Raw genomic sequence first — 21190 nt, 5'->3', positions numbered from 1 at the left:
TCAAATTCAACATCGCATCGCCGGCAAGCCGGCTCCTACAGGGTCGGGGAGTTTTCGAGCAGTGTGCGGGTGTAGGCTGCCCGGGGTTGATCGAGCACCTGATCCACCCGCCCCTGTTCCACCACACGGCCCGATTTCAATACCAACACCCGGTCGGCGATGGCGCGGACCACGCCCAGGTCATGGGTGACGAACAGCAGCGTCAGTCCTTCCCCTTGCAATTGCCGCAACAGCGCCAGGATCGACGCCTGCACCGATACATCCAGGGCCGAGGTGATTTCGTCGCAGATCAACAGCCTTGGCTCGCAGACCAACGCCCGGGCAATCGCTACGCGCTGGCGCTCACCACCAGACAAGCTATGGGGATACAGATCCGCCACCGAGGCCGGTAGCGAAACCCGCTTGAGCACAGCTTGCACTCGCTCCCGTGCGGCAGCGCCCTTGATCCCGAAGAAATGCTCCAGAGGCGCACTCAGGGTCTGGAAAACACTTTGTCGGGGGTTCAACGCCCGGTATGGATTCTGGAAGATGTACTGGATCTGATGCCGTTGCGCCCCGTCACGCTGTCGCGCCGACAGGCTCAACAACCCGCCCGCGTAAAGCAGTTCGCCCTCGGCGTTTTCCCCCAGCCCGGCAACGGCGCGCGCCAGGCTGGTCTTGCCCGAACCGGACTCGCCCACTAGCGCAAGGCACTCCCCGGTAGCCACGTGCAGAGAAACATCGAACAGTACCTGGCGGTCGTAGGCCACGTTCAGGTCCTTGATCTGCAACAGTGGCGTACGCTCCACCGAGTCAGTGACTGGTGCAACAGCAGCCTGGGCAACCCGTTGCAAGGGTTGGAGATGCGGGGCCAGGCAGGCCACCCGCTGCTGTGACGACAGAGCCCGCAATTGCGGCTCGACCACCGAGCACGCCGCGACGCGACGAGGGCACCGAGGCGCGAAGGCACATCCTTGTGGTCGCTGCCCCGGTGCCGGCGCATGCCCCGCAATCGCCGGCAAATCCCGACGTTGCGCCACATCGGGAATCGCCGCCAGCAAACCTCGGGTATAGGGATGAGCCGGCTGATGGAACAGTACTTCGCGCTGTGCAACCTCGACGATACGCCCGGCATACATGACCATCACCCGGTCCACCAGATCCTTGATCACCGCCAGGTCATGGGACACATACACCGCAGCGATACCCAGGCTTTTGCACAACCGGCGCAGGGTGGCGAGGATGTGGGCCTGGGTAGTGACGTCCAGCGCTGTCGTCGGCTCATCAAGGACGATCAATGCCGGGCGCAAGACAAAGGCCAGCGCCAACATCACCCGCTGCTGCTGACCGCCGGACAGTTGATGGGGAAAGCGTCGCAGAAACTGTGCATCATCGGGCAGGCCGACATCGCGCAAGGTCTCGACGATGCGCTGCTGTTGCGCGGCGCGATCGAGCTCAATCTGATGCACCTCCAGAGTTTCGCGAAGAAGGCTGCCAATGCGCAGCGCCGGATTGAGTGCCGTCGCAGGGTCCTGGGCCACGTATCCGATCAGGCTGCCACGGGCCCGGCGCAAGGCTTCGCCCTCCAGCGTCAACAACGATTGCCCGGACACTTCGACCTGCCCACTGACAATCCGCGCACCACGCCGGGCATGCGCCAGTAAAGCGGTGGCCAGGGTGGTCTTGCCTGACCCGGATTCCCCGACCAGCCCAAGAACTTCTCCAGCCTCAAGGCTGAAGGTCACACCGGACAGCACATCGATCCGTTCCGACAACTCGACCCGCAAGTCCCGAACCTGCAACACGTGCGCCTTCACCACAGGGGAGCGTGACTCGATTCCGGCAATGGCGTTCATGGCTGTTTTTCTCCGATCCGTGAGCTGCTGCGGCCGATGCCTTCGGCCAGGATGTTGGTGCCATAGGCGAAGATGCCAATCAGGATGGCCGGCGCCAACACCGCCCAGGGCTGAACCAGCAACCCTGCCTGGTTCTCGTTGATCATCAGCCCCCAATCAGCGGTCGGCGGCGCCACGCCGTAGCCGAGAAAACTCAGCCCCGAGAGCATGCCCACGCCCCAGGTCAGCATGTTGCCAAAGTGCACCAACAGCGGCGTGAGGATATTGGGGAGGATCTCCTTGAACAGAATCCGCCGCCTGGAATACCCCATCATCTGCGCGGCCTCGACGAACTCCTGCCCCGCCACCGCCACCGCACTGCCACGAGCCAGGCGAATGACGCCGGGGGTGAATGCAATGGCCACGGTCAGCACGATCAGCCAAGGTGCGCGGCCCAGCATGGAGACGATCAACAACACCAGAATCAGGTCAGGAAACGCCAGTGACACATCTGCCAGCCAGGTAATCAGTTGATCCAGCCGACGCCGGGAAAACCCCGCCAACAGGCCCAGACTGCTACCCGCCAGCAGCGCAATCGAGGCAGCCGCCAATGACATCCACAGCACCGACACCCCGCCGCTGAGCAAGCGCGACAACACGTCGTGCCCGAGAAAGTCGTAACCCAGCAACGCCGCACCCACGGGGGCGCCATACACCGAGCCGACCATCTCAGTCGGGCTGTGCGGCGCCAGCCATGGGCCCAGTAACGCAAGCAGAACCACCAGCAAAGTGATCAGCGCGCCCTTGCGGGTTTGCGGTTCCTCCAGCCACCTGTGCCAACGAAGGCCTCGCGAATCAGTCATGCATAACCTCTCAAGGTGCCTTGGATGGGGAGCGTCGCCACCAGGGCTGGATACCCCGACGGTTGCGTCGAATCATGGTGACCCGGCGGGCGGTACGCAGTTTCGGTGTCAGCATCACGGTCAGCAGATCGGCAAACAGGTTGATCAGCACCACGCCCAGCGTGATCAACAGCACGATGGCCTGGACCATCGGCAAATCACGCATCTGGATCGCCGAGTTCAGTGAGGTTCCGATGCCCGGATAACTGAAGATCACCTCCGCGAGCAACGCCCCACCGATCAGGGTACGCAGGGTCAGGGCCACGCCCTGGATGGCCGGAATGAGCGCATTGGGCAACGTGTGGCGCCAGACAATTCGCCACTCGGGAATGCCCCGCAACCTGGCGGCGATGACGTAATCGGACTCCAGGGCTTCGATCATCGACGCCCGCACCATGCGGGTCAGGTACGGCAGCGCCGACAGACTCAGGGCCAGCACCGGCAGCACCAGGAACTGCAACTGGCGCAGCAGGGACTTGTCCGGATCAAGGATCGACACCGCCGGCAGCACATCCATGTGTGGCATGGAAAACAGCAAGACCAGGCCAATGGCCAACAGAAAACCCGGGGTGGCCTTGAGAAAAATCAACAACGACAGGCTCCAGCGATCCAGGCGACTGTCACGCCGCAAGGCCAGTGACACGCCGAGCAGCAACGCCACGGGCACCACCAGCGCAATCACGCCGGCGAGCAGCGCCAACGTGTAGCCAAAGCGGCCGAACAGGATGTTGCCCACCGGCACATTGGAGTCCAGCGACACCCCAAGTTCGCCACTCAGGGCATGTCCCAGCCAGCGCAGGTACTGCTCGATGATGGGCCGGTCCAGGCCCAACTGGCGTTGCAGGGTCAGTATGCTTTCCAGCGGCGCATCGGGACCGAGGATCACCCTCGCCGGGTCTGAGGGCAGCGCCTGGGTGGCAATGAACACCACCAGGCTGATGACCCACGCAGTCAGCAGGCCATAACCCAATCGCCCGATGAACCAGGACAACCAGGCCGGCGTACGTGGCGGGTTGCAGGACGGCTCAGGCATGGTTCACCCACATTTCATCGAAACGCCAGGAGGCGAACGTCGTCTGTTCAGGCGCCAGGCCCCCGACCCGCACCGACGCTGCGTCCAGCACATCATTGAAGCCCCAGATCAACAGACCGCCACGCTCGTGTTGAATGCTTTGCGCTTCATGCACCAGCACTTTGCGCCGTTCCAGATCAGGCTGCGCCAGCGCCTGTTGGTACAACGAGGTGAAACGCTCATCGTGGAAGTTACTGCGGTTGTAAATGGCCTGGGGCGCGTCGTTGTGCAGCGCCGAAGCCAGGAACCCCCGAGCCGGCGTGGAACCTGGCGATAACAGCCAGTTTTCCCGTTGCGGACCGTTGAACACCGAGCCATCGACCTGGGTGACCTTGATCTCGACCCCGGCCTTCTTCGCCTGTTGGGCAAACACCAGCGCCGCATTGACGCCCGGTCCCGGCGTGGTCGTCAGTTCCACCCGCAAATCGTCATGCCCGGCCAGGCGCAACAGCGAACGCGCCTGCTCCAGGTCGTACGGACGCTGGGCAATGCTGTGGTTGTACGTCGGGTCATGGGGCGAATACAGGTCATTGGCGATCCGCCCGAAACCATTGAGCCCACGCTCGACCAGCTCTCGACGATCGGCCAGCAGACGAAACGCCTGACGCACGCGCTGATCCTGGAACGGTGCCTTGGCCAGGTTCAGGTTGAATCCGGTAAACGACGTGCTCGGCGATGCGTACAACTTGAGTCGCGAGTCGGCCTTGAGCAGCGCGCTATGCTCAGCCTGCACGCCGCTGGCTACGTCTATCTGCCCGGCGCGCAGGGCCGCGACGCGGGACACCTGATCCTTGAATTCGATGATTTCCAGCTCATCGGCATAGGGTTGGCCTGGCTTGTAGTAGTTTTCGAAACGCTGGTAGAGCGAGCGCTGACCGGGGATGAAACTCTTGAGTTTGTAAGGTCCGGCACCGACCGGGTTGGTAACGGGGTCGTAATCGGTCGGCACGATGCCACCAAAACTGATCAGGGTTTCATCCAGTGGGTAGAAGCTTTGGCCCTCCTTGAAGCGGATCTCAATGGTGCGCCCGTCCAGTTTGCGCAAGGCATTGCGATCGATCGCCCCCACCAGCCCGGCAAAGGGCGAAGCCAGTTTCGGGTCCGTCAGGCGCAGGATCGAGAACAACATGTCGTCGGCGCCAATGCTCTTGCCGTGATGAAACTCCAGGCCTGGCTTGATGCGAATGGTCCAGGCGCTGGCGTCAGCATTGGGCTCGGCGAACTCCGCCAGGGCCAGGCGCGTACTGACGTCGGTGCTCCACTCCCAGAACTTGCTGTACAGCGCCCAGCCGCGAATGATCCCGCCGCCCACCGGTTTATGCGCATCGAGGTTACCGGATTGATCACCGTCGATAATGCCGACCCGCAAGCGCCCGCCCCGGACCGGAGTGCTGGACAACGTCGCTGTGCCACTGGCGGCTCCACTGTCGCAGCCGGTGAGCAGGCTGCTGCCCAGTATCAGGCCACCGCCGACCGCCAGGCCGTTACCGAGAAACCTGCGACGGGAAAATCCTTCGCTCATGACAAACTCCTCAGGCCCGTTCGACCACGTTGGCGCGTTGCGGCGCTGGCGTGTCAGCCCGCAGGCGCGGCACGTCGAAACCGTGATCAAGGTCGAGCAACGGAAACAGCAAGTCCGCCACCCGGTGTGCTTCATCGATAAGCGGAAAACCCGAGAGAATGAAGGCTGACGTGCCTTGTGCTTCGTATTCGCGAATCCGCTCGGCAACCTGCTCGGCGCTGCCCACCAGATAAGTGCCAGCGGCTGGACCGAGGATGTTGAAGCCGAACAGGCTCGGACCGAGCCAGACGTTGGGGTAGATCTCCAGATCGCGTGCCTTGGGCAGGCGACCTGCACGGACGGCGTCGACGTTGCGCTGGATTTGCGGGTCGTCGCTGCGGAAACTGTCCAGGGTTTCGCCGGGGGGCAGTTGCCGTTCGATGGCCGTGCGTGCGGTTTGCAGCGATGTGCTCTGCAAGAGTTTTTCGGCGTGGGCCCAGGCTTCCTCTTCGGTCTCACGGACGATGATTTGCAGACGCGTGCCGAAGGTCAACTCGCGGCCGATCTTCGCAGCCTCTGCCGCCACTTTGCGGAACTTCTCGCCGAGTTTCGGCGGGGTATTGGCGAAACTCAGGTAAACATCGAGCAACTGCACCGAATGGGCAATGCCCGGCCCCGAGGTGCCGGCGCCCCACAATGGAATGCCGGGTTTCTGTTTCGGCGGATGCCAACCGCCCAGAGGATGACTGGCAGCAGCCGGTGAGCGAGGGGCGAGTTTGACGTATTGACCGTCATGCCCCGAAGTGTCGCCGGCGTAGAAGTTCTGGAAGGCGCGCCAGTATTCGAGACTGAAGTCATAGCGCTCATCGTGGGGGTAATGCACGCCGAGCGTGGCCAGGCCGGCGTCGTTGCCGTTGACGACATTGAACAACAGGCGTCCGTTGGAGAATTGATCGAAGGTCAGCGCCCACTTGGCCAGCACCGCCGGCGACAATTCACCGGGATGTTGCGCCACCAGAAAACGCAAACGTCGGGTGGCATCGATCAACGCGGCCGAGACAGCCAGGCTTTCGTTAGGGCTGGAGCCCAGCAACGAACCGTAATATCCCAGGCGATCACTGGCCACGGCCAGTTGCTTCAAATGCTCGAAATCGGTTTTCCAGCGCCCTTCGGGTTCCCACGGATAAGGTCCGTCAGGCGTGGTGAGGTACCAGAGAATCTTTACAGCCATGGTGGTATTCCTTGAGTTGTGTATCGACCTTCCGACCGCCATCGCCCCCTTGCAGGAGCCGGCTTGCCGGCGATGCGGCCTTCGCGCCTTGCGACGACCTCACGGCCGCCATCGCTGGCAAGCCAGCTCCTACAGTTCAATGTTGCGAATACGCCCTTGTAGGAGCCGGCTTGCTGGCGATGAGGCCTTCGCGCCTTGCGACGACCTCACGGCCGCCATCGCTGGCAAGCCAGCTCCTACAGTTCAATGTTGCGAATACGCCCTTGTAGGAGCCGGCTTGCTGGCGATGAGGCCTTCGCGCCTTGCGACAACCTCACGACCGCCATCGCTGGCAAGCCAGCTCCTACAGTTCAATGTTGCGAATACTCCCTTGTAGGAGCCGGCTTGCCGGCGATGAGGCCTTCGCGCCTTGCGACAACCTCACGACCGCCATCGCTGGCAAGCCAGCTCCTACAGTTCAATGTTGCGAATACGCCCTTGTAGGAGCCGGCTTGCTGGCGATGAGGCCTTCGCGCCTTGCGACGACCTCACGACCGCCATCGCTGGCAAGCCAGCTCCTACAGTTCAATGTTGCGAATACGCCCTTGCAGGAGCCGGCTTGCCGGCGATGCGGCCTTCGCGCCTTGCGACGACCTCACGGCCGCCATCGCTGGCAAGCCAGCTCCTACAAGATGTGGGGTGACCGGGAGGTCGGTGGATCAGTTGCGGCGGTCGATGGCAGGTACCAGGCCCAGTTCGGTGGCTTTGTCGTACAGGCCGCTCATTTTCCATTGTTGGGTTAGAACGCCCGGACCATAGGGACGGGAGCCGCCCAGGGCATCGGCGAGCAATTGCAGTTGCGCGCCCTCTTCCAGCAACAGGATGAATTCAGCAGTGGCGCGCAAGCCTTGCTTGCCCCACACAGTGGAACCGCCATTGGCTTCCAGAATCGCCAGGTTGAAAGGGCTTTCGGCAATCCTGTCGAGAATGAAATCGACTTCCGGCTGACGTCGGTCGATGTACACCGGCAGTTCCCGCGCCAGTTGATAACGCTGCACCGGCACGTAGTGGAACGGCAGTGTGCGATGGGTCTGCGCCCAAGCCCCCAGATACGGCGAGTGCACATGGGACACGGTGGTGATGTCGGCGTGCTGCTGGAACAATTTGGTGTAGCGCCCCAAGCCGCCCTTGCCTTTGCCGTAGATGACTTTGCCTTCAAAGTCGGTGACTGTGGCCTGCAGTGGTTTGCGGTAATTCCACGGCCCGCCATAGTTGACCGACACCAGCAACTCCTGGCCCGGTACGCGCTCGATGAAACCGACGGTGCCGTTGGCAGTGATGGTGTTGGTTTCACGGAACACGGTGAAGGCTTCTTCAGCCTCGATCAGCACCTTGTCGATAAAGTTCTTCAGTTCTTCTCTGATCAGCTGTTCGTTGATAAGTACGGTCATGGCAGTTCTCCGGATTCAGGCGCGGCGCTTGGCCAACAGTTCATGGGCGGCATGCAATGGGCGCGGATCGACCCAGTCGGCGATGGAAAAATCGCGCTCCAGGAAGCCGTGCAGATAGAGAAACTCTTTCTGGGTATCGAGAAACTCCAGTCGCTGTGAGGACAGATCCGGCGCCAGCGTGGTGTGGAATTCGCCGCGATAGGCCTCGGCGACCCCGGCGCTGCCGGCGCGGGTTTCTTCCTCGAGAATGGCGTTCAGTGCCTCCCGATTGTTGGCGGCCCAATCAGCGGCGCTGAGGGTTTGTGCGAGAAAGCGCACCACCAGGTCGAAATGATTGTCGAGCAGGCTCTGGTGGACGGTGATCGGACGCGGCGTGCCGTTGTTGATGCGATACCGGGGCTCGGCGATCAGATCCAGGTCGATACCCACCACCAACCCGAGACGCCGCGCGGCATCGGCAGCGGAAGCGCCTTTGACGTAGACCGCGTCCACCTCACCGCGCACCAGGTAATCGAGGCCCGACCACAATCGTTGCAACCCCTCCTGCGGGCTCTCCGCTCGCTCCTGATCCTGCAGGGCGACTTCCACCAGTTCGACATCATCGAACCCTAACCCGGCCAGGCTCAGCGCGCCCTTGTAACCGTGCAGGCTCATGGCCCGGGCGATGCTCCCCGGACGGGTTTCACCCCAGGCCGGAAGCGCCAGACGCTTGCCTTTGAGGTCCTGCGGACGGCTGATGCCGGAGCCCGGGCGAACCAGAATGGTCTGCCATTCTTCGATCCAGGTCAGGCCGATCAGGCGACTCGGCGCACCCGCAGCCCGCGCCGCCAATGCCGGGACGTTTCCGCCTTCGCGAAACAGCCCCGGCAGCTCGTGATCATAGTGGTGATGGCCCAGTTGACGGGCCTCCTGCAAGGTCGAAACCGGCAGGCCATCGGCAGCGAATTCGTCGCTGAGCCAGCCGAGTTTGTAGGCGATTCCGGAAGCCGTCGGCACCGGGCAACGGGTGAACCAGATCTGGTCGAGTTCAGCTGTGGTGTCGAGTCGGGTCTGTTTGGCAGCAAGCGTCATGGGCAGCTCCATCTGGGTTGGCAAGTGACTGTTGCCAGAGCTATTGCAGCGCCCGTGCCAAGAAACGAAAGCCGCGGTTTATGGGGCTTTGCGCCTGTACCCGGATGCCCGACCGCCTTCAATTGCTGGCCTGCCAGCAGCATTGCGCGGCGACTGCTGCTGATTGAGCAGAGGGCTGCTTCTACAGCAGCACCCGTGCCTCTCGCAGACTGATAAACGCTGCGTCAACAGGCTCCAAAGCCCTTGGCGCAGAACTTGCTCAGCCCCTCTCAACGCCCGGAAAACTGCAACACCTCCTGTAGGAGCTGGCTTGCCAGCGATTGGCCTTCGAGCCTTGCGCCGATCTCGTCGACGCCATCGCCAGCAAGCCGGCTCCTACAGGGGATAGGTGTGATTTCCGTGGCCATCAGCAGATCAATTATCAGAGGTACATCAATGAGCAAGGTCGAACACAACCCCGCCGGGCAACTGATCCAAGAGCAAGCACCCATCCGCTTGCTACAGAGCGAAGCTCAAGCCATCGCCGTGGCGAAGGAGATCGCCACGGCGATCGCCGAAATAGCTGCCGATGCCAGTCAGAACGGCCAACTGCCCAGGCGTCAAGCGCAACTGTTGTCCGAAAGCGGCCTGACCGCCATTGGCGTTCCCAAGGCTTTTGGTGGGCTCGGTGCCTCGGTGGAAACCATCGTCGAAACCGTGCGCCTCATTTCAATCGCCGACGGCGGTGTCGGTCAGTTACTGCAAATCCACAACGTCATGCTGCGAGGGATTTTCACCGGTTACTCCGACGACATTCGCGACCGGTTGATCCGCGATGTGCTGGCCGGCAAACGTTTCGGCAACGCCTTGGCTGAAGTGGGCGGCAAGAACAAATTCGCGCTCAAGACCCGGGTCGAACGGCGTGCCGACGGCAAATTGATCCTCAACGGCAGCAAGTTCTACTCCACCGGCTCCTACCTGGCCGAGTGGATTTCCCTGACGGCCGCCAGCGACGATGGCGGCGCCGGGGTGCTGCTCAATCGCAACGCCCGAGGCCTGACGCTGGTCGATGACTGGGAAGCCTTTGGTCAGAAAAATTCGGTCAGTGGCACGGTGATCTTCGACAACATCGAACTCGACGAAGGCTTTGTCTCCCAGCGCAAAGGCCCCATGAAGCGCACGGGCCTGACCTTCCCGCAGATACTCCACGCCGCCATCGATACCGGTATTGCCGAAGGCGCGCTGTCGGCGGCGGTGGAGTACCTCAATCACAACGCCCGCCCGTGGGTGGAAAGCGGTGTCGACCACGCCAATCAGGAGCCGCACATCATCAAACAGATTGGTGAATACGCCGTGGCCTTGCGTGGGGCGCAATCACTGCTGCGTGACGCAGCGCGAGTGTTCGACCAGCACGAACTGGACCCCGACAACAAAGCGTTGCAGGACGAACTGATTCTCTCGGTGGCCACCGCCCGCGCCCACTCCGACGCGGCCTCGCTGAAAATCTCCAGTGACATCTTCTCCCTGCTCGGTGCCAGCTCATCACTGACCAAGTGGAACCTCGACCGCTTCTGGCGCAACGCCCGGGTCCACACCACTCACGATCCGATCCGCTGGCGCCTGCATCACGTGGGTAACTACTACCTCAATGGTGTCGATCCGGGCGAATACACCGCGATCCTCAACGCCAAGGAAAAACAGGGTGCCACCCGCCCGGCATAGACCTGACGGCCTCATCGCCAGCAAGCCGGCTCCTACAAAATCGAACGCCACACCGACCTGTAGGAGCTGGCTTGCCAGCGATGGCGTCATCAATACCGGTACAAATCCAATGGCCCCATCGCCGGCAAGCCGGCTCCTACAGAGCTATTACATGATCGAAAAACACCCCCTATTGCGCAGCCTGGCGATTTACCGGGAAATGCCCTGGCGGTTCGCCCTGGTGGCGGCGTTGTTCATTGCAGTGAACCTCGGGCTGGTCTGGCAGCAATGGCTGATCGGGCATGCGGTGAACGACGTCAGCGCCGGTCGCGCGGTGTTCCGGCAAGCCGATGGCAGCTTCGACGCAAGTCTTGGCTGGTACTGGCTGTGGCTGATGCTCGCCGTGGCCCTGGGCCGTGGCGTGTTGCAATACGCCGCGAGCGTCTTGTCGCTGGTGCTCAGCCAGGAACTGCTGACGCGCCTGCGTGAACGCATCCTGCAACAGGTACAGACTCTGCACCTGGGTTATCACTGGCAACACGGCATGGGTGAAATGATCACTCGGACCACCCGCGATGCCGACAAGGTTCGCGATGCGCTCATCAGCTTCTGGCGGCAGGTAGTGGAAACGCCACTGGTGGTGTTGGCAACCGTCGGCCTGCTGGGTTGGTACAACCCGCTACTCGGTGTGGTTCCGTTGTTGCTGACCGTGTTCGGCCTATGGATTTTCGTGCGCCAGACCGAACGCCTGGTCAGCCTGGATCGAGTGGTTGGCGAAGCCTATGACCGGGTCAACCAGGACCTCAGCGAAGGCATCAGCGGTGTGCGAGTGATCAAGTCGTTTGGCCTGGAGCACAGCCGCATCCAGCGTTTTACCGCGCAAGTAGCGGTGTTCGCCGACCACGCCCGTGACGCCCTCGCCTACTCCAGTTCGCGAATACCGCTGCCCCAGGCAGTCGTCGCATTGGGGCATGTATGGATTCTGGTTTACGGCGCTCACCTGGTGGCAGCCAACCGGTTGGGCATCGGTGAATTGGTCACTTCGCTGCTGATCGCCACCACCCTGGTGTTTCGCATCGAAGGCATCGGTCGCGTCATGCAGACCTTCGCCGATGCCCGTTCCAGCGCCGAGCGCATCTGGCAACTGCTGGACGAACCGGCCGCGATCCGCAGCGGTGATGCCAGCCTGCCTGACACACCGCTGGGCTTGAAGCTGGAGCACGTCAGTGTCAGCGCTCCGGGCGGCGGGCTGGATATTCTGCAGGACTGTTCACTGACCCTGCAGCCTGGTGAAATCGTCGCGCTGGTGGGCGCAACCGGCACGGGCAAAAGCCTGTTGGCCAGTCTGTTGCCTCGCCTGAGCGATATCAGCTGCGGGCGCTTGTTGATCGGTTCGGACAGCGCCGGCTGGCAAGACATTCGACAACTGAAGCTGGACGAACTGAGACGCCGGGTTCACGTAGTCCCCCAGGAAAGCTTTTTGTTTTCCGACACCCTCGCGGCCAACCTGCGCCTGACCGCGCCGCAGGCCAGTGATCGACAGCTACGTGAAGGATTGCGCCTGGCCGCCGCCGACGATGTGCTCGAACGCCTGCCGCAAGGACTCGCAACGCCGCTGGGCGATCGCGGCGTGACACTGTCCGGTGGCCAGCGTCAGCGTCTGAGTCTGGCCCGCGCATTGCTCGGCGAACCGGACATTCTGTGCCTGGACGATGCCACCAGCGCGCTGGATGCGATCAGCGAACGCCAGGTGCTGAACAACATTCGTCGGTTGCGCCGCGATCAAGGGGCTGCCACCACCCTGCTGGTGATCTCCAGCAAGCTCTCGACCATTCTCCTGGCGGACCGCGTGCTGATGCTTCAGGACGGCCGGATCGCCGCCAGCGGCACCCATGCAGAACTGTTGAAAACCTCTCCTGATTACCGCGACCTGCTAGGGATCGACCATGGCTAACCCAATCGCCGGCAAGGCCCTGAGCGATATCGAAATTGAAGAAATGCTGGCCAGGAAGGCCTTGGACCGCAGCATGTTCAGTCGTCTTCTGCCGCTGCTGAAACCCATACGCCGGCATATCGCCGGGGTCATCGGCATTGAGTTATTGCTGGTGTTGACCGTGTTCCTGCGGCCCTGGTTCGTCCGTGAATTGCTTGACCGCGGGCTGATTCAACAGAACGATCACTGGCTGCTCGATGAGCGCCTCGTACTCTGGCTCGGCCTGGGGTTGGCGGCCAGTTGGCTCGGGCGGTTTCTGCTTGCCGGGGTCTCGCAGTTCATAGCCGGCAGTGCGGCAATCCGGGTGCTCAACAACCTGAGAGTGCAGGTGTTTGCGCATGTCCAGGGGTTGAGCGTCAGCTACTTCGACCGGACCAAGGCCGGGCGGATCATTTCTCGTGTCGACCGTGATGTCGATGCCCTTGAACCCCTGGTGATACAAGGCCCACCTGAGCTTCTGGGCGCCTTGCTACGGTGCGGGCTGGCTTCGGTGATGTTGTGGCGTATCGAGCCGCGGTTCTTTCTGAGCCTCGCCGCCACCGTGCCCTTGCTGGTGCTGGCGACCTGGGGTTTCAAGCGTATCTCCCAACGTAACTGGGCCAAGGTCGCAGAGAACCGCAGCCGCTTCACTGCGCATCTGGTGGAGAGCGTGAGCGGCGCGCGCATGTTGCAGCAGTGCGCTCAGCAAGCGCCGAACCTGCGGCGCTATCGCGGTCTGCTGGATGATTTCAACCACGCGCTGATCCGCGGCAGCCTGCGATCAAGCTGGTTCGCGCCGTTCACCGCCCTGCTCAGCTCGGCCGGCATGGCAGTGCTGTTGCTGGTGGGGGCTTATGGCCTGGCGCAGGCAGACGTGACCGTTGGCCAGATCGCCGAGAGTTTGTTTTATGTATTCCTGTTCCTCGGGCCATTGCAGGAGCTGTCGGACCTGTTCGAGCGCTACGCCACCGGTTCGGCCTCGGCTCAACGGATCTTCCTGTTGCTCGACACCCGACCGGAGATCAGCGACAGCGCCACGCCACGCAGCCTCGACAAAGCCCGAGGGGACGTGAGTTTCGAGCGCGTGCGGTTTGCCTACAACGCCGACAGCCCTTCGCCGGTCATCGATGACCTGGACCTGCACATTCGTGCCGGTGAAGTGCTGGCGATCGTCGGGCCATCGGGTCACGGGAAAAGCACCCTGGTGCAATTGCTCACGCGTTTTTACGAAGTGCAATCGGGGGCGGTGAGACTGGATGGCATCGATATCCGTGACCTCACCCAGCAAGCATTGCGACGTAACGTCGGCGTTGTCCTGCAGGACAACGTGCTGTTCAGCGGCAGCATTCTCGACAACCTGCGCTTGGCCTCTCCCGACGCCGACGACGCGAGTCTGATCGCCGCCGCCAGGGAGTTGGGCGCGGACGAAGTGCTGGAGCGGTTGCCGCATCAATACCAAACCGAAGTCGGACCACTGGGCGGACACCTGAGCCATGGCCAGCGGCAATTGGTCTGCCTGGTGCGCGCCTACCTTGCGGACCCGGCGGTACTGGTCCTGGACGAAGCGACCTCGGCCGTCGACATCCATACCGAGCGCCGCATCCAGCGTGCGTTTCGCCGATTATGCGAAGGTCGCACGGCCATCATCATCGCCCACCACCTGGCAACCATCCGCGATGCCGATCGCATTGCGGTCATCCGCCACGGTCGGCTGGTCGAACAAGGCCCTCACAGCCAATTGATCGATCAGGATGGCGCCTATGCGGCGTTGTACCAGACGTACCTGCGCAGTGCCGAAGCGGGTGCCTCGATTGACGACATCATCGCCACAGCACCGGCGTAATCAAGACCGCCATCGCCGGCCGGCGCCTACAAAATCGGATTCACAACGCGGACCTGTAGGAGCTGGCTTGCCAGCGATGGCGCCCTCAAGATCGCGCGAAATCCAGCGGCCTCATCGCCAGCAAGCCGGCTCCTACAGAAACGCGTGCGATGCCCCCCCTTGCTGCACCCCGAGCAATCATTGCTGACGGGGTGCTGCTACAGAAACACCCCGGAGCGGGCAATCACTTACCGCCCCCACCAAACGCCCGGCCCTGTTGGCCAAAATCCACGGGGCCGAGCATGGCATATCCGTTGCAATCCCCCTGACAAGACATCCTCGCACCTGCGCGGCGTACCGCTTACTTGAATCAGGAGCAACCCATGAGCACTGAATTTTTCTGGCGCCTGCCACTGGGCACCGACGGTCCGCAACTGACCACGGACAAACACAACCGCGGCAATCCTCACTATCGTCCCGGCAACATCGCACCAGGGCGTTTGCCCAACGGCGAGCCGGACGACTTCACCTACATCGACTACATCGCTCAAGTGGCCAAAGCCGCGGAGCTGGCCGGTTTTGAAGGTGCCTTGTTGCCCACCGGCCCGGAGCCTTGGATTGCCGCAGCGGCCTTGGCCCGTGAAACCCGCCGCATCAAATTCCTGATCGCGTTCCAGGCCACCTGGACCTTGCCGGCCTACGCCGCACAACAAGCAGCCATCCTGCAAAACCTCAGCCGCGGTCGCCTGGAGTGGAACATCATCACCGGTGGCAACCCGGCCAGTCAGCGAGCCAACGGTGATTTCCTCGAACATGACCTGCGCTACAAGCGTACCGGTGAATTCCTCGACATCATCCAGGGCCTTTGGCAGAACGAGCGTTTTTCCTACGACGGCGATATCTATCAACTGGAGAACGGCGCTCTGCCCCACGGCCTGCATAACGAGCGCAAACCCGGTGTGTACTTTTCCGGATTTTCCGACGCCGCCCTGGATGTGGCCGCAAGACACGCAGACGTTTACCTGAACTGGGCCGAGCCGATCGACAAGCTCAAGCCGCATATCGAACGGGTGCGCGAACTGGCAGACAAACAGGGGCGCAGCGTGCGTTTCGGTCTCAGGGTCGACCTGTTCGCCCGGGAAACCGAAGAGCTGGCATGGAAAGATTTGCGTCGCCAGTTCGACAAGCTCGAAGGCCAGAGCAGTACGCTCGCCAAAGGCTTTACCAGTGGTTCGGATTCGGTGGGTGGCGCACGGCAAACCGCCTACCACCAGAACATCGACCGCTTCGACGACTTGATCATCGGTCCAAACCTGTGGGCCGGTTTCGCCAAAGCCAAACCGGGGCCAACCGTGGGCCTGGTGGGTAGCCACCAGAACATCGCCGAACGCCTGGTGGAGTACCGCGACGCTGGATTTTCGACCTTCATCCTGGCGGGTAACCCACACTTGGAAGAAGCCCTGCGCATCGGCCAGGAGGTTCTGCCGCTGGTGCACCAACGCCCTGCCGTACAACCGGCAACTCATTTGAAGGCCAGCGCCTGAGCGCTGCGGGAGAATCATTGATGACTCAACCTCTGGACACCCTTTGGTACACCCGCTGCCCGGTCCCCACCGGGCTGGGCATCGCCGTGCAAAAAGGCTGGCTGCAAGACACCGTCGGCGCGTTGGGCACGCAAGTGCAATCGCTGCGCGAATCCACCGACAAGGCCGTGCGTGAATCGCACTTCGATCACACCCTGCGCAACTCGGTACGCCACGGCGGCAACATCCCGGCCATCTGGGCCAGGGCCCAAGGCCGGGAAACCCGGGTCATTGGCCTGTCCTGGGCCGATGAAGTGCAACTGATCCTGACCCTTCCCGACAGCGGCATCAAATCCGTCAAGGACCTCAAGGGACGCCGTTTCGGCTTGCCCGACTGGGCTGGCGCGCAAATCGACTTTACGCGCGCCCAGGCCCTGCGCGGGCTGGAAAACGCCCTGAAACTGGAAGGCCTGCAGGTCGGCGACGTGCAGCTTGTGAACTTTCGCTATGAAGGCACGTTCAGTGATCCACAGGTCAGCACCGTAAACGGCACGCCGGTCAGTACGCAGCGGGTTGAGGGACGCAACCTGGAGTTGGTGGGTTTGCTGCGCGGCGAGGTCGATGCAATCTTCCTCAAGGGCGCCAGCGCCGCCCGGCAGGCCCATGAGTTTGGCCTGCATACCGTCATCGACACCGGCTCGCACCCCGAGCCCCTGATTCGCAGCAACAATGGCACCCCGCGCACGCTGGCCGTGGACCTGAACCTGCTGGATAACCACTTCGATGTCGCCACCGGCATTCTCGACTCCGTACGACGCGCCGAACATTGGGCCCACACCCATCCGGAAGACACCCGCCGCTACCTGGCCCGGGAAACCAACAGTAGCGAATACTGGGTCAGCGCCGCCTATGGCAACGATGCTCATCTGCGCTTGCGCACCGAACTGGATGAGCAGGCCATCGACGCCCTGCAGGACTTCACACACTTCCTGCATCGCTGGCGCTTCATCCCGAAAAGCTTCGACGTGCGCGACTGGATCGATCCTCGTCCGCTGGACGCGTTGCTGCAAACACCTACCGCACTGGCAGGCTAACCCGCCAGGTTTCATGGATCGGCACTGAAGGACTTTATGAGCAAACCACTCGATACGCTTTGGTACACCCATAGCCCTGTTCCCACGGGGCTTGGCATCGCCGTGCAATCCGGTCGACTGGCGCAAGCCTTTGCGCCGTTCGGCACGAATATCCAATCCCTGCGCGAGTCCAGTGAGCGGGAAGTTCGCGAAGCCCATTACGACCATCACCTGAAAAACTCGGTACGTCACGGCGGCAACATCCCGGCCATCTGGGCCTATGCCAGCGGCGTACAGACCCGGGTGCTGGGGCTGTCCTGGAGCGACGAGGTGCAGCTGATCCTGACCACCGCGGAATCCGGTGTGAAGAGCATTCGCGACCTGAAGAACCGCCGCTTCGGGTTGCCAAAATGGGCCAACGTGCAGATCGACTTCACTCGCGCCCAGGCCCTGCGCGGCCTGGAAAACGCCCTCAAGCTCGAAGGCCTGGAGGTGTCTGATGTCGAGTTGGTGGACTACCCCTATGGCGGCACCTACAGCGACGATCAAAAACAGCACGTCTACGGGTCGGAAGTCAGCCTCGATGTCACGCGCGTCAGCCGTCGCAACAATGAACTGATCGGCTTGTTGCGTGGCGACATCGATGCGATTTTTCTCAAGGGCGCGCACGCCGTGCACCTGGCCAACGAGTTCGGATTGCAGGTGGTCGTCGATACCGGCTCTCACCCCGACCCGCTGATCCGCTCGAACAACGGCACGCCACGGACCCTGACCGTCGACACCCACCTGCTGCACGAGCATTTCGACGCCAGTGTGAACATCGTTGATACCGTGCTGCGCACCGAGCAATGGGCATGGGCCAATCCAGACGAAACCCGGCGTTTTCTCGCACGGGAACTCAACACCAGCGAGTACTGGGTCGCCGCGGCGTACGGCGAAGACGCTCATCGTCGCTTGCGCACGACGCTGGATGCACGATCCATTGAAGCATTGCAGGATTTCACTGATTTCCTGCATCGCTGGGACTTTATTCCGCGGCGTTTCGATGTGCGCGACTGGATCGATTTCAGCGTGTTGGAAAAGGTCATTGGCTCCACGTCCCGATTGGCAGTTTGAGGTTTTTCAGCGCCTGTGAAGACGCCATCGCCGGCAAGCCGGCTCCTACAGGTTTTGCGTTGAAGTAGAAGGATGATTTAACACAAACACTGTAGGAGCCGGCTTGCTGGCGAAGGCGTCCACAAGGCCAACGAATTGCTGGCCTGGCAACACTTTCCTCCGTTCCGCCTGCTGCTCCAGCAACACCCGCCAAGCAACTTCTGCCGAATACCTGACAGGCACTTCCCAGCAGACTGGATCCAACTAACAAACTCATAAAAATTCGGCTAAACGTACAACTTACGCACTTAATAAATCCTTTGTTTTCAACATCTTGATAAAACTAACCGCGCAAAAAAAAGCAATTGGCACGATCTCTGCTCAAGCCCCTCTAGTGAAACTTTATCGGGGGAGACTCAAATGCATAAACTTAATCCAATCACCAAAAGTATCTGGCTAACGTTGTTGCTCGCCGGGGGCGGCGTCAGCGAGGGATTGCTGGCGGCAGAATCCACCGAGGTCGACAGCAGCAAAACCGCTACCGAGCCTTCACTCAAGACCGTCACCGTCACCGCTCAACACCGGGAAGAAACCCTGCAAGAGATTCCGGTGGCGGTGTCAGCGATACAGGGCACCAGTCTGGTCGCCGATGGCGTGCGCAACATGGGTGACATCACGACATTCGTTCCCAATACCTCGGCAAAAAACCCGGACGGCGATGGCCGGCCGCGTTGGTACATCCGTGGTCTCGGTACGGGTGATACGGGCGCAGCCACCGTTTTCCCGGTGGGGATCTACGCCGATGACGTCTACCTCAATGCACCGGTTGCCGGTGGCGGACCGTTGTTCGACCTCGAGCGCATCGAAATCCTGCGGGGTCCGCAAGGCACGCTGTACGGCAAGAACACCACCGCGGGCGCGGTGAATGTCATCTCCAAAAAACCGACCTTCGACACGGACGGCTTCGGCACGATCGGGTTTGGCACCAAGAACGAACGCATCGTCAGCGGCGCCCTGGGGGGAGCGCTGGTGGATGAGAAACTCGCAGCGCGGGTCGCGCTGTATTCCGAAGAGCGTGACGGCTTCCAGAAGAACCTGGTGGACGACAACACCTATGGCGACGTCAACAAGAAAGCCGTACGCCTGCAGTTCCTTGCCCAGGTCAATGATGATCTTGAGGCACTGCTCAAGGTCCACAGCCGCGAATTCAAAGGCGATGGCAGCAACGGCTCGCTCGCGGTCGGGCGTTACTACAACGTCGGCTTCGAAAGGCCTCGCGGGCGCGATATCGCAATCAATGTCAATGAAGACTCCAAGCTCAATCACGATGGCACTTCGCTGACCCTGAACTGGCACCTGGGTGACTACACCCTGACCTCCATCAGTGCCTATGACTACATTCGCAATCAGTCGACCAGCGACGCCGACTACACGCCGTTTGAAGTCAACGGCGCAGCGATTACCGACAACAAATACGCTCAATACTCCCAGGAACTGCGCCTGGCATCGCCGCAGCAGGAAACCCTGCGCTGGCTGCTGGGCGCGCATTACTTCCACGAAGACCTCGACAGCTCTGCGCAGCGCATCGTCACACCTGGCCCGACACCTAACGGCACCGGTTCCAACCAGATTGGCGGCGTCACCGACTTTCGTGATCTGAGCTATGACCACAAGACCGACAGCTACGCGCTGTTCGGCAACCTGACCTACGACTTCACCGAAGATTTCAGCGTGACTGGCGGCCTGCGCTGGACCCAGGAAAAGAAAGACATCGACCTCGACCTGACGCAACTGACCCGCATCACGGCCGACGGCCCGCTGGTGCCGCTGCGTGGCGTCGGCACCAACGGCAATCGCCAGGAAGACAAGACCTGGGAAGCCTGGACCTATGACCTGACGCCCGAGTACCGGATCAACGACAACCTGCGCGTGTTCTTTCGCTATGCCCACGGTTTCCGCTCTGGCGGTTTCAACACCGGCCTGTCCACCAGCCTTTCTCAGCTGACCACGGTCGACCCGGAACAACTCGACGCCTACGAACTCGGCCTCAAATCCGAGTGGTTCGATCATCGCCTGACCGCCAACGCCAACATCTTCTACTACGACTATTCGGATATTCAGGTGAACCTGCTGACGGTCAACAACGGGGTGCTGACCACCGCATTGACCAACGGCGCCAAGGGTACGGTCAAGGGTGCCGAACTGGAACTCGAAGCCCAGCCGACTGATTACCTGCATCTGCGTGCCGCAGTATCGTTCCTCGACACCGAATACACCGACTTCAAGAACACCAACCCCAACACCGGGGTCGTCACGGGTGATTACAGCGGCAACAGCTTCGTACGCTCTCCGCGCAACGTGGTCGCGCTCGGCGCCGATTACACGTTCCCGTTGGAAGTCGGTGGCAAGCTGGTGGCTGGCGGCGATGTGAGTTTTCGCGACAAGGAATACTTCCTCGCCGATCGCCAGAGCAGTGCTGACAAGACCCTCAGCCAACCGCATTACACCTTGGCCAATACTCGCCTGACCTGGTACAGCCCGGATGAAAAACTCAGCGTCACCGGTTTCGTGAACAACGTCACCGACCGTCGCTATCAGGTCCACGGTCGTCCGAACGGGACACTGGGCCAATACGTCATCACCTACGGCGACCCGCGTACCGTCGGCCTGAGCGTGACCAGCCGCTTCTGACCTGAAACTTTCCCCTGTAGGTGCCGGCTGCCGGCGATGGGGCCCGCGAGCCTTGCATCGCACTTGAGGCCGTCATCGCTGGCAAGCCAGCTCCTACAGGGGACATCGATATCCGGGCCACCGATATCCATGCAGAACCCATCGATTTCCGGGCCTCCGGCATCCACACAAAACCCACTGATTTCCGGGCCTCCGGTATCCACACATTCGCTGTAGGAGCCGGCTTGCCGGCGATGGGGCCCGCAAGCCTTGCATCGCATTCAAGGCCGCCATCGCCGGCAAGCCGGCTCCTACAGGGGTCTTCATTCGTCTG

14 protein-coding genes are annotated in these 21190 nt (G+C 61.6%); 7 read left to right on the top strand and 7 right to left on the bottom strand.

Features of this window, described 5'->3' with window-relative positions; genetic code table 11:
• Positions 1-35 precede the first annotated feature (35 nt).
• From B0D71_RS16590 to B0D71_RS16555, 7 genes are all read right to left on the bottom strand, one after another.
• On the bottom strand, positions 36-1835 hold the full coding sequence (locus tag B0D71_RS16590) for a dipeptide ABC transporter ATP-binding protein (protein ID WP_103395726.1): 1800 nt from the start codon (positions 1833-1835) through the stop codon (positions 36-38).
• Positions 1832-2677, bottom strand: coding sequence for an ABC transporter permease (locus B0D71_RS16585; RefSeq protein WP_103395725.1), 846 nt, complete (start codon positions 2675-2677; stop codon positions 1832-1834). Before B0D71_RS16585 ends, B0D71_RS16590 begins: the two co-directional genes overlap by 4 nt.
• A gap of 10 nt (positions 2678-2687) precedes the next feature.
• On the bottom strand, positions 2688-3749 hold the full coding sequence (locus B0D71_RS16580; protein ID WP_103395724.1) for an ABC transporter permease: 1062 nt from the start codon (positions 3747-3749) through the stop codon (positions 2688-2690).
• Positions 3742-5310 (bottom strand): ABC transporter substrate-binding protein, encoded by a 1569-nt coding sequence (locus B0D71_RS16575; RefSeq protein WP_103395723.1) that lies wholly within the window; start codon positions 5308-5310, stop codon positions 3742-3744. Before B0D71_RS16575 ends, B0D71_RS16580 begins: the two co-directional genes overlap by 8 nt.
• A gap of 10 nt (positions 5311-5320) precedes the next feature.
• Positions 5321-6520, bottom strand: a complete 1200-nt coding sequence (locus B0D71_RS16570) for an LLM class flavin-dependent oxidoreductase (protein ID WP_103395722.1) — start codon at positions 6518-6520, stop codon at positions 5321-5323.
• A 698-nt stretch (positions 6521-7218) separates the two neighbouring features.
• Positions 7219-7950 (bottom strand): class II aldolase/adducin family protein, encoded by a 732-nt coding sequence (locus B0D71_RS16560; RefSeq protein WP_103395720.1) that lies wholly within the window; start codon positions 7948-7950, stop codon positions 7219-7221.
• A 15-nt stretch (positions 7951-7965) separates the two neighbouring features.
• Positions 7966-9021, bottom strand: coding sequence for an ABC transporter substrate-binding protein (locus B0D71_RS16555; RefSeq protein WP_103395719.1), 1056 nt, complete (start codon positions 9019-9021; stop codon positions 7966-7968).
• A 435-nt stretch (positions 9022-9456) separates the two neighbouring features.
• Between B0D71_RS16555 and B0D71_RS16550 the strand changes: the two genes are divergently transcribed.
• From B0D71_RS16550 to B0D71_RS16520, 7 genes are all read left to right on the top strand, one after another.
• Positions 9457-10722, top strand: a complete 1266-nt coding sequence (locus B0D71_RS16550; protein ID WP_103395718.1) for an acyl-CoA dehydrogenase family protein — start codon at positions 9457-9459, stop codon at positions 10720-10722.
• 151 nt (positions 10723-10873) lie between these two features.
• A complete protein-coding gene (locus B0D71_RS16545) occupies positions 10874-12655 on the top strand; it encodes an ABC transporter ATP-binding protein (protein ID WP_103395717.1) in 1782 nt (593 codons plus the stop codon).
• Positions 12648-14516: an ABC transporter ATP-binding protein gene (locus B0D71_RS16540; protein WP_103395716.1), complete on the top strand. Its 1869-nt coding sequence runs from the start codon at positions 12648-12650 to the stop codon at positions 14514-14516. The genes B0D71_RS16545 and B0D71_RS16540 overlap by 8 nt, the downstream gene beginning before the upstream one ends.
• A gap of 362 nt (positions 14517-14878) precedes the next feature.
• Positions 14879-16039 (top strand): LLM class flavin-dependent oxidoreductase, encoded by a 1161-nt coding sequence (locus B0D71_RS16535; protein ID WP_103395715.1) that lies wholly within the window; start codon positions 14879-14881, stop codon positions 16037-16039.
• A 20-nt stretch (positions 16040-16059) separates the two neighbouring features.
• Positions 16060-17112: an ABC transporter substrate-binding protein gene (locus tag B0D71_RS16530; protein ID WP_103395714.1), complete on the top strand. Its 1053-nt coding sequence runs from the start codon at positions 16060-16062 to the stop codon at positions 17110-17112.
• 36 nt (positions 17113-17148) lie between these two features.
• Positions 17149-18207, top strand: coding sequence for an ABC transporter substrate-binding protein (locus B0D71_RS16525; protein ID WP_103395713.1), 1059 nt, complete (start codon positions 17149-17151; stop codon positions 18205-18207).
• Between the two features lie 399 nt (positions 18208-18606).
• Positions 18607-20877 (top strand): TonB-dependent receptor, encoded by a 2271-nt coding sequence (locus B0D71_RS16520; protein ID WP_103395712.1) that lies wholly within the window; start codon positions 18607-18609, stop codon positions 20875-20877.
• Positions 20878-21190 lie beyond the last annotated feature (313 nt).

This window comes from Pseudomonas laurylsulfativorans, assembly GCF_002906155.1.
Taxonomy (GTDB): domain Bacteria; phylum Pseudomonadota; class Gammaproteobacteria; order Pseudomonadales; family Pseudomonadaceae; genus Aquipseudomonas; species Aquipseudomonas laurylsulfativorans.
The sequence above is the reverse complement of the archived record's forward strand: the minus strand, read 5'-3'. Positions and strand labels throughout refer to the sequence as shown.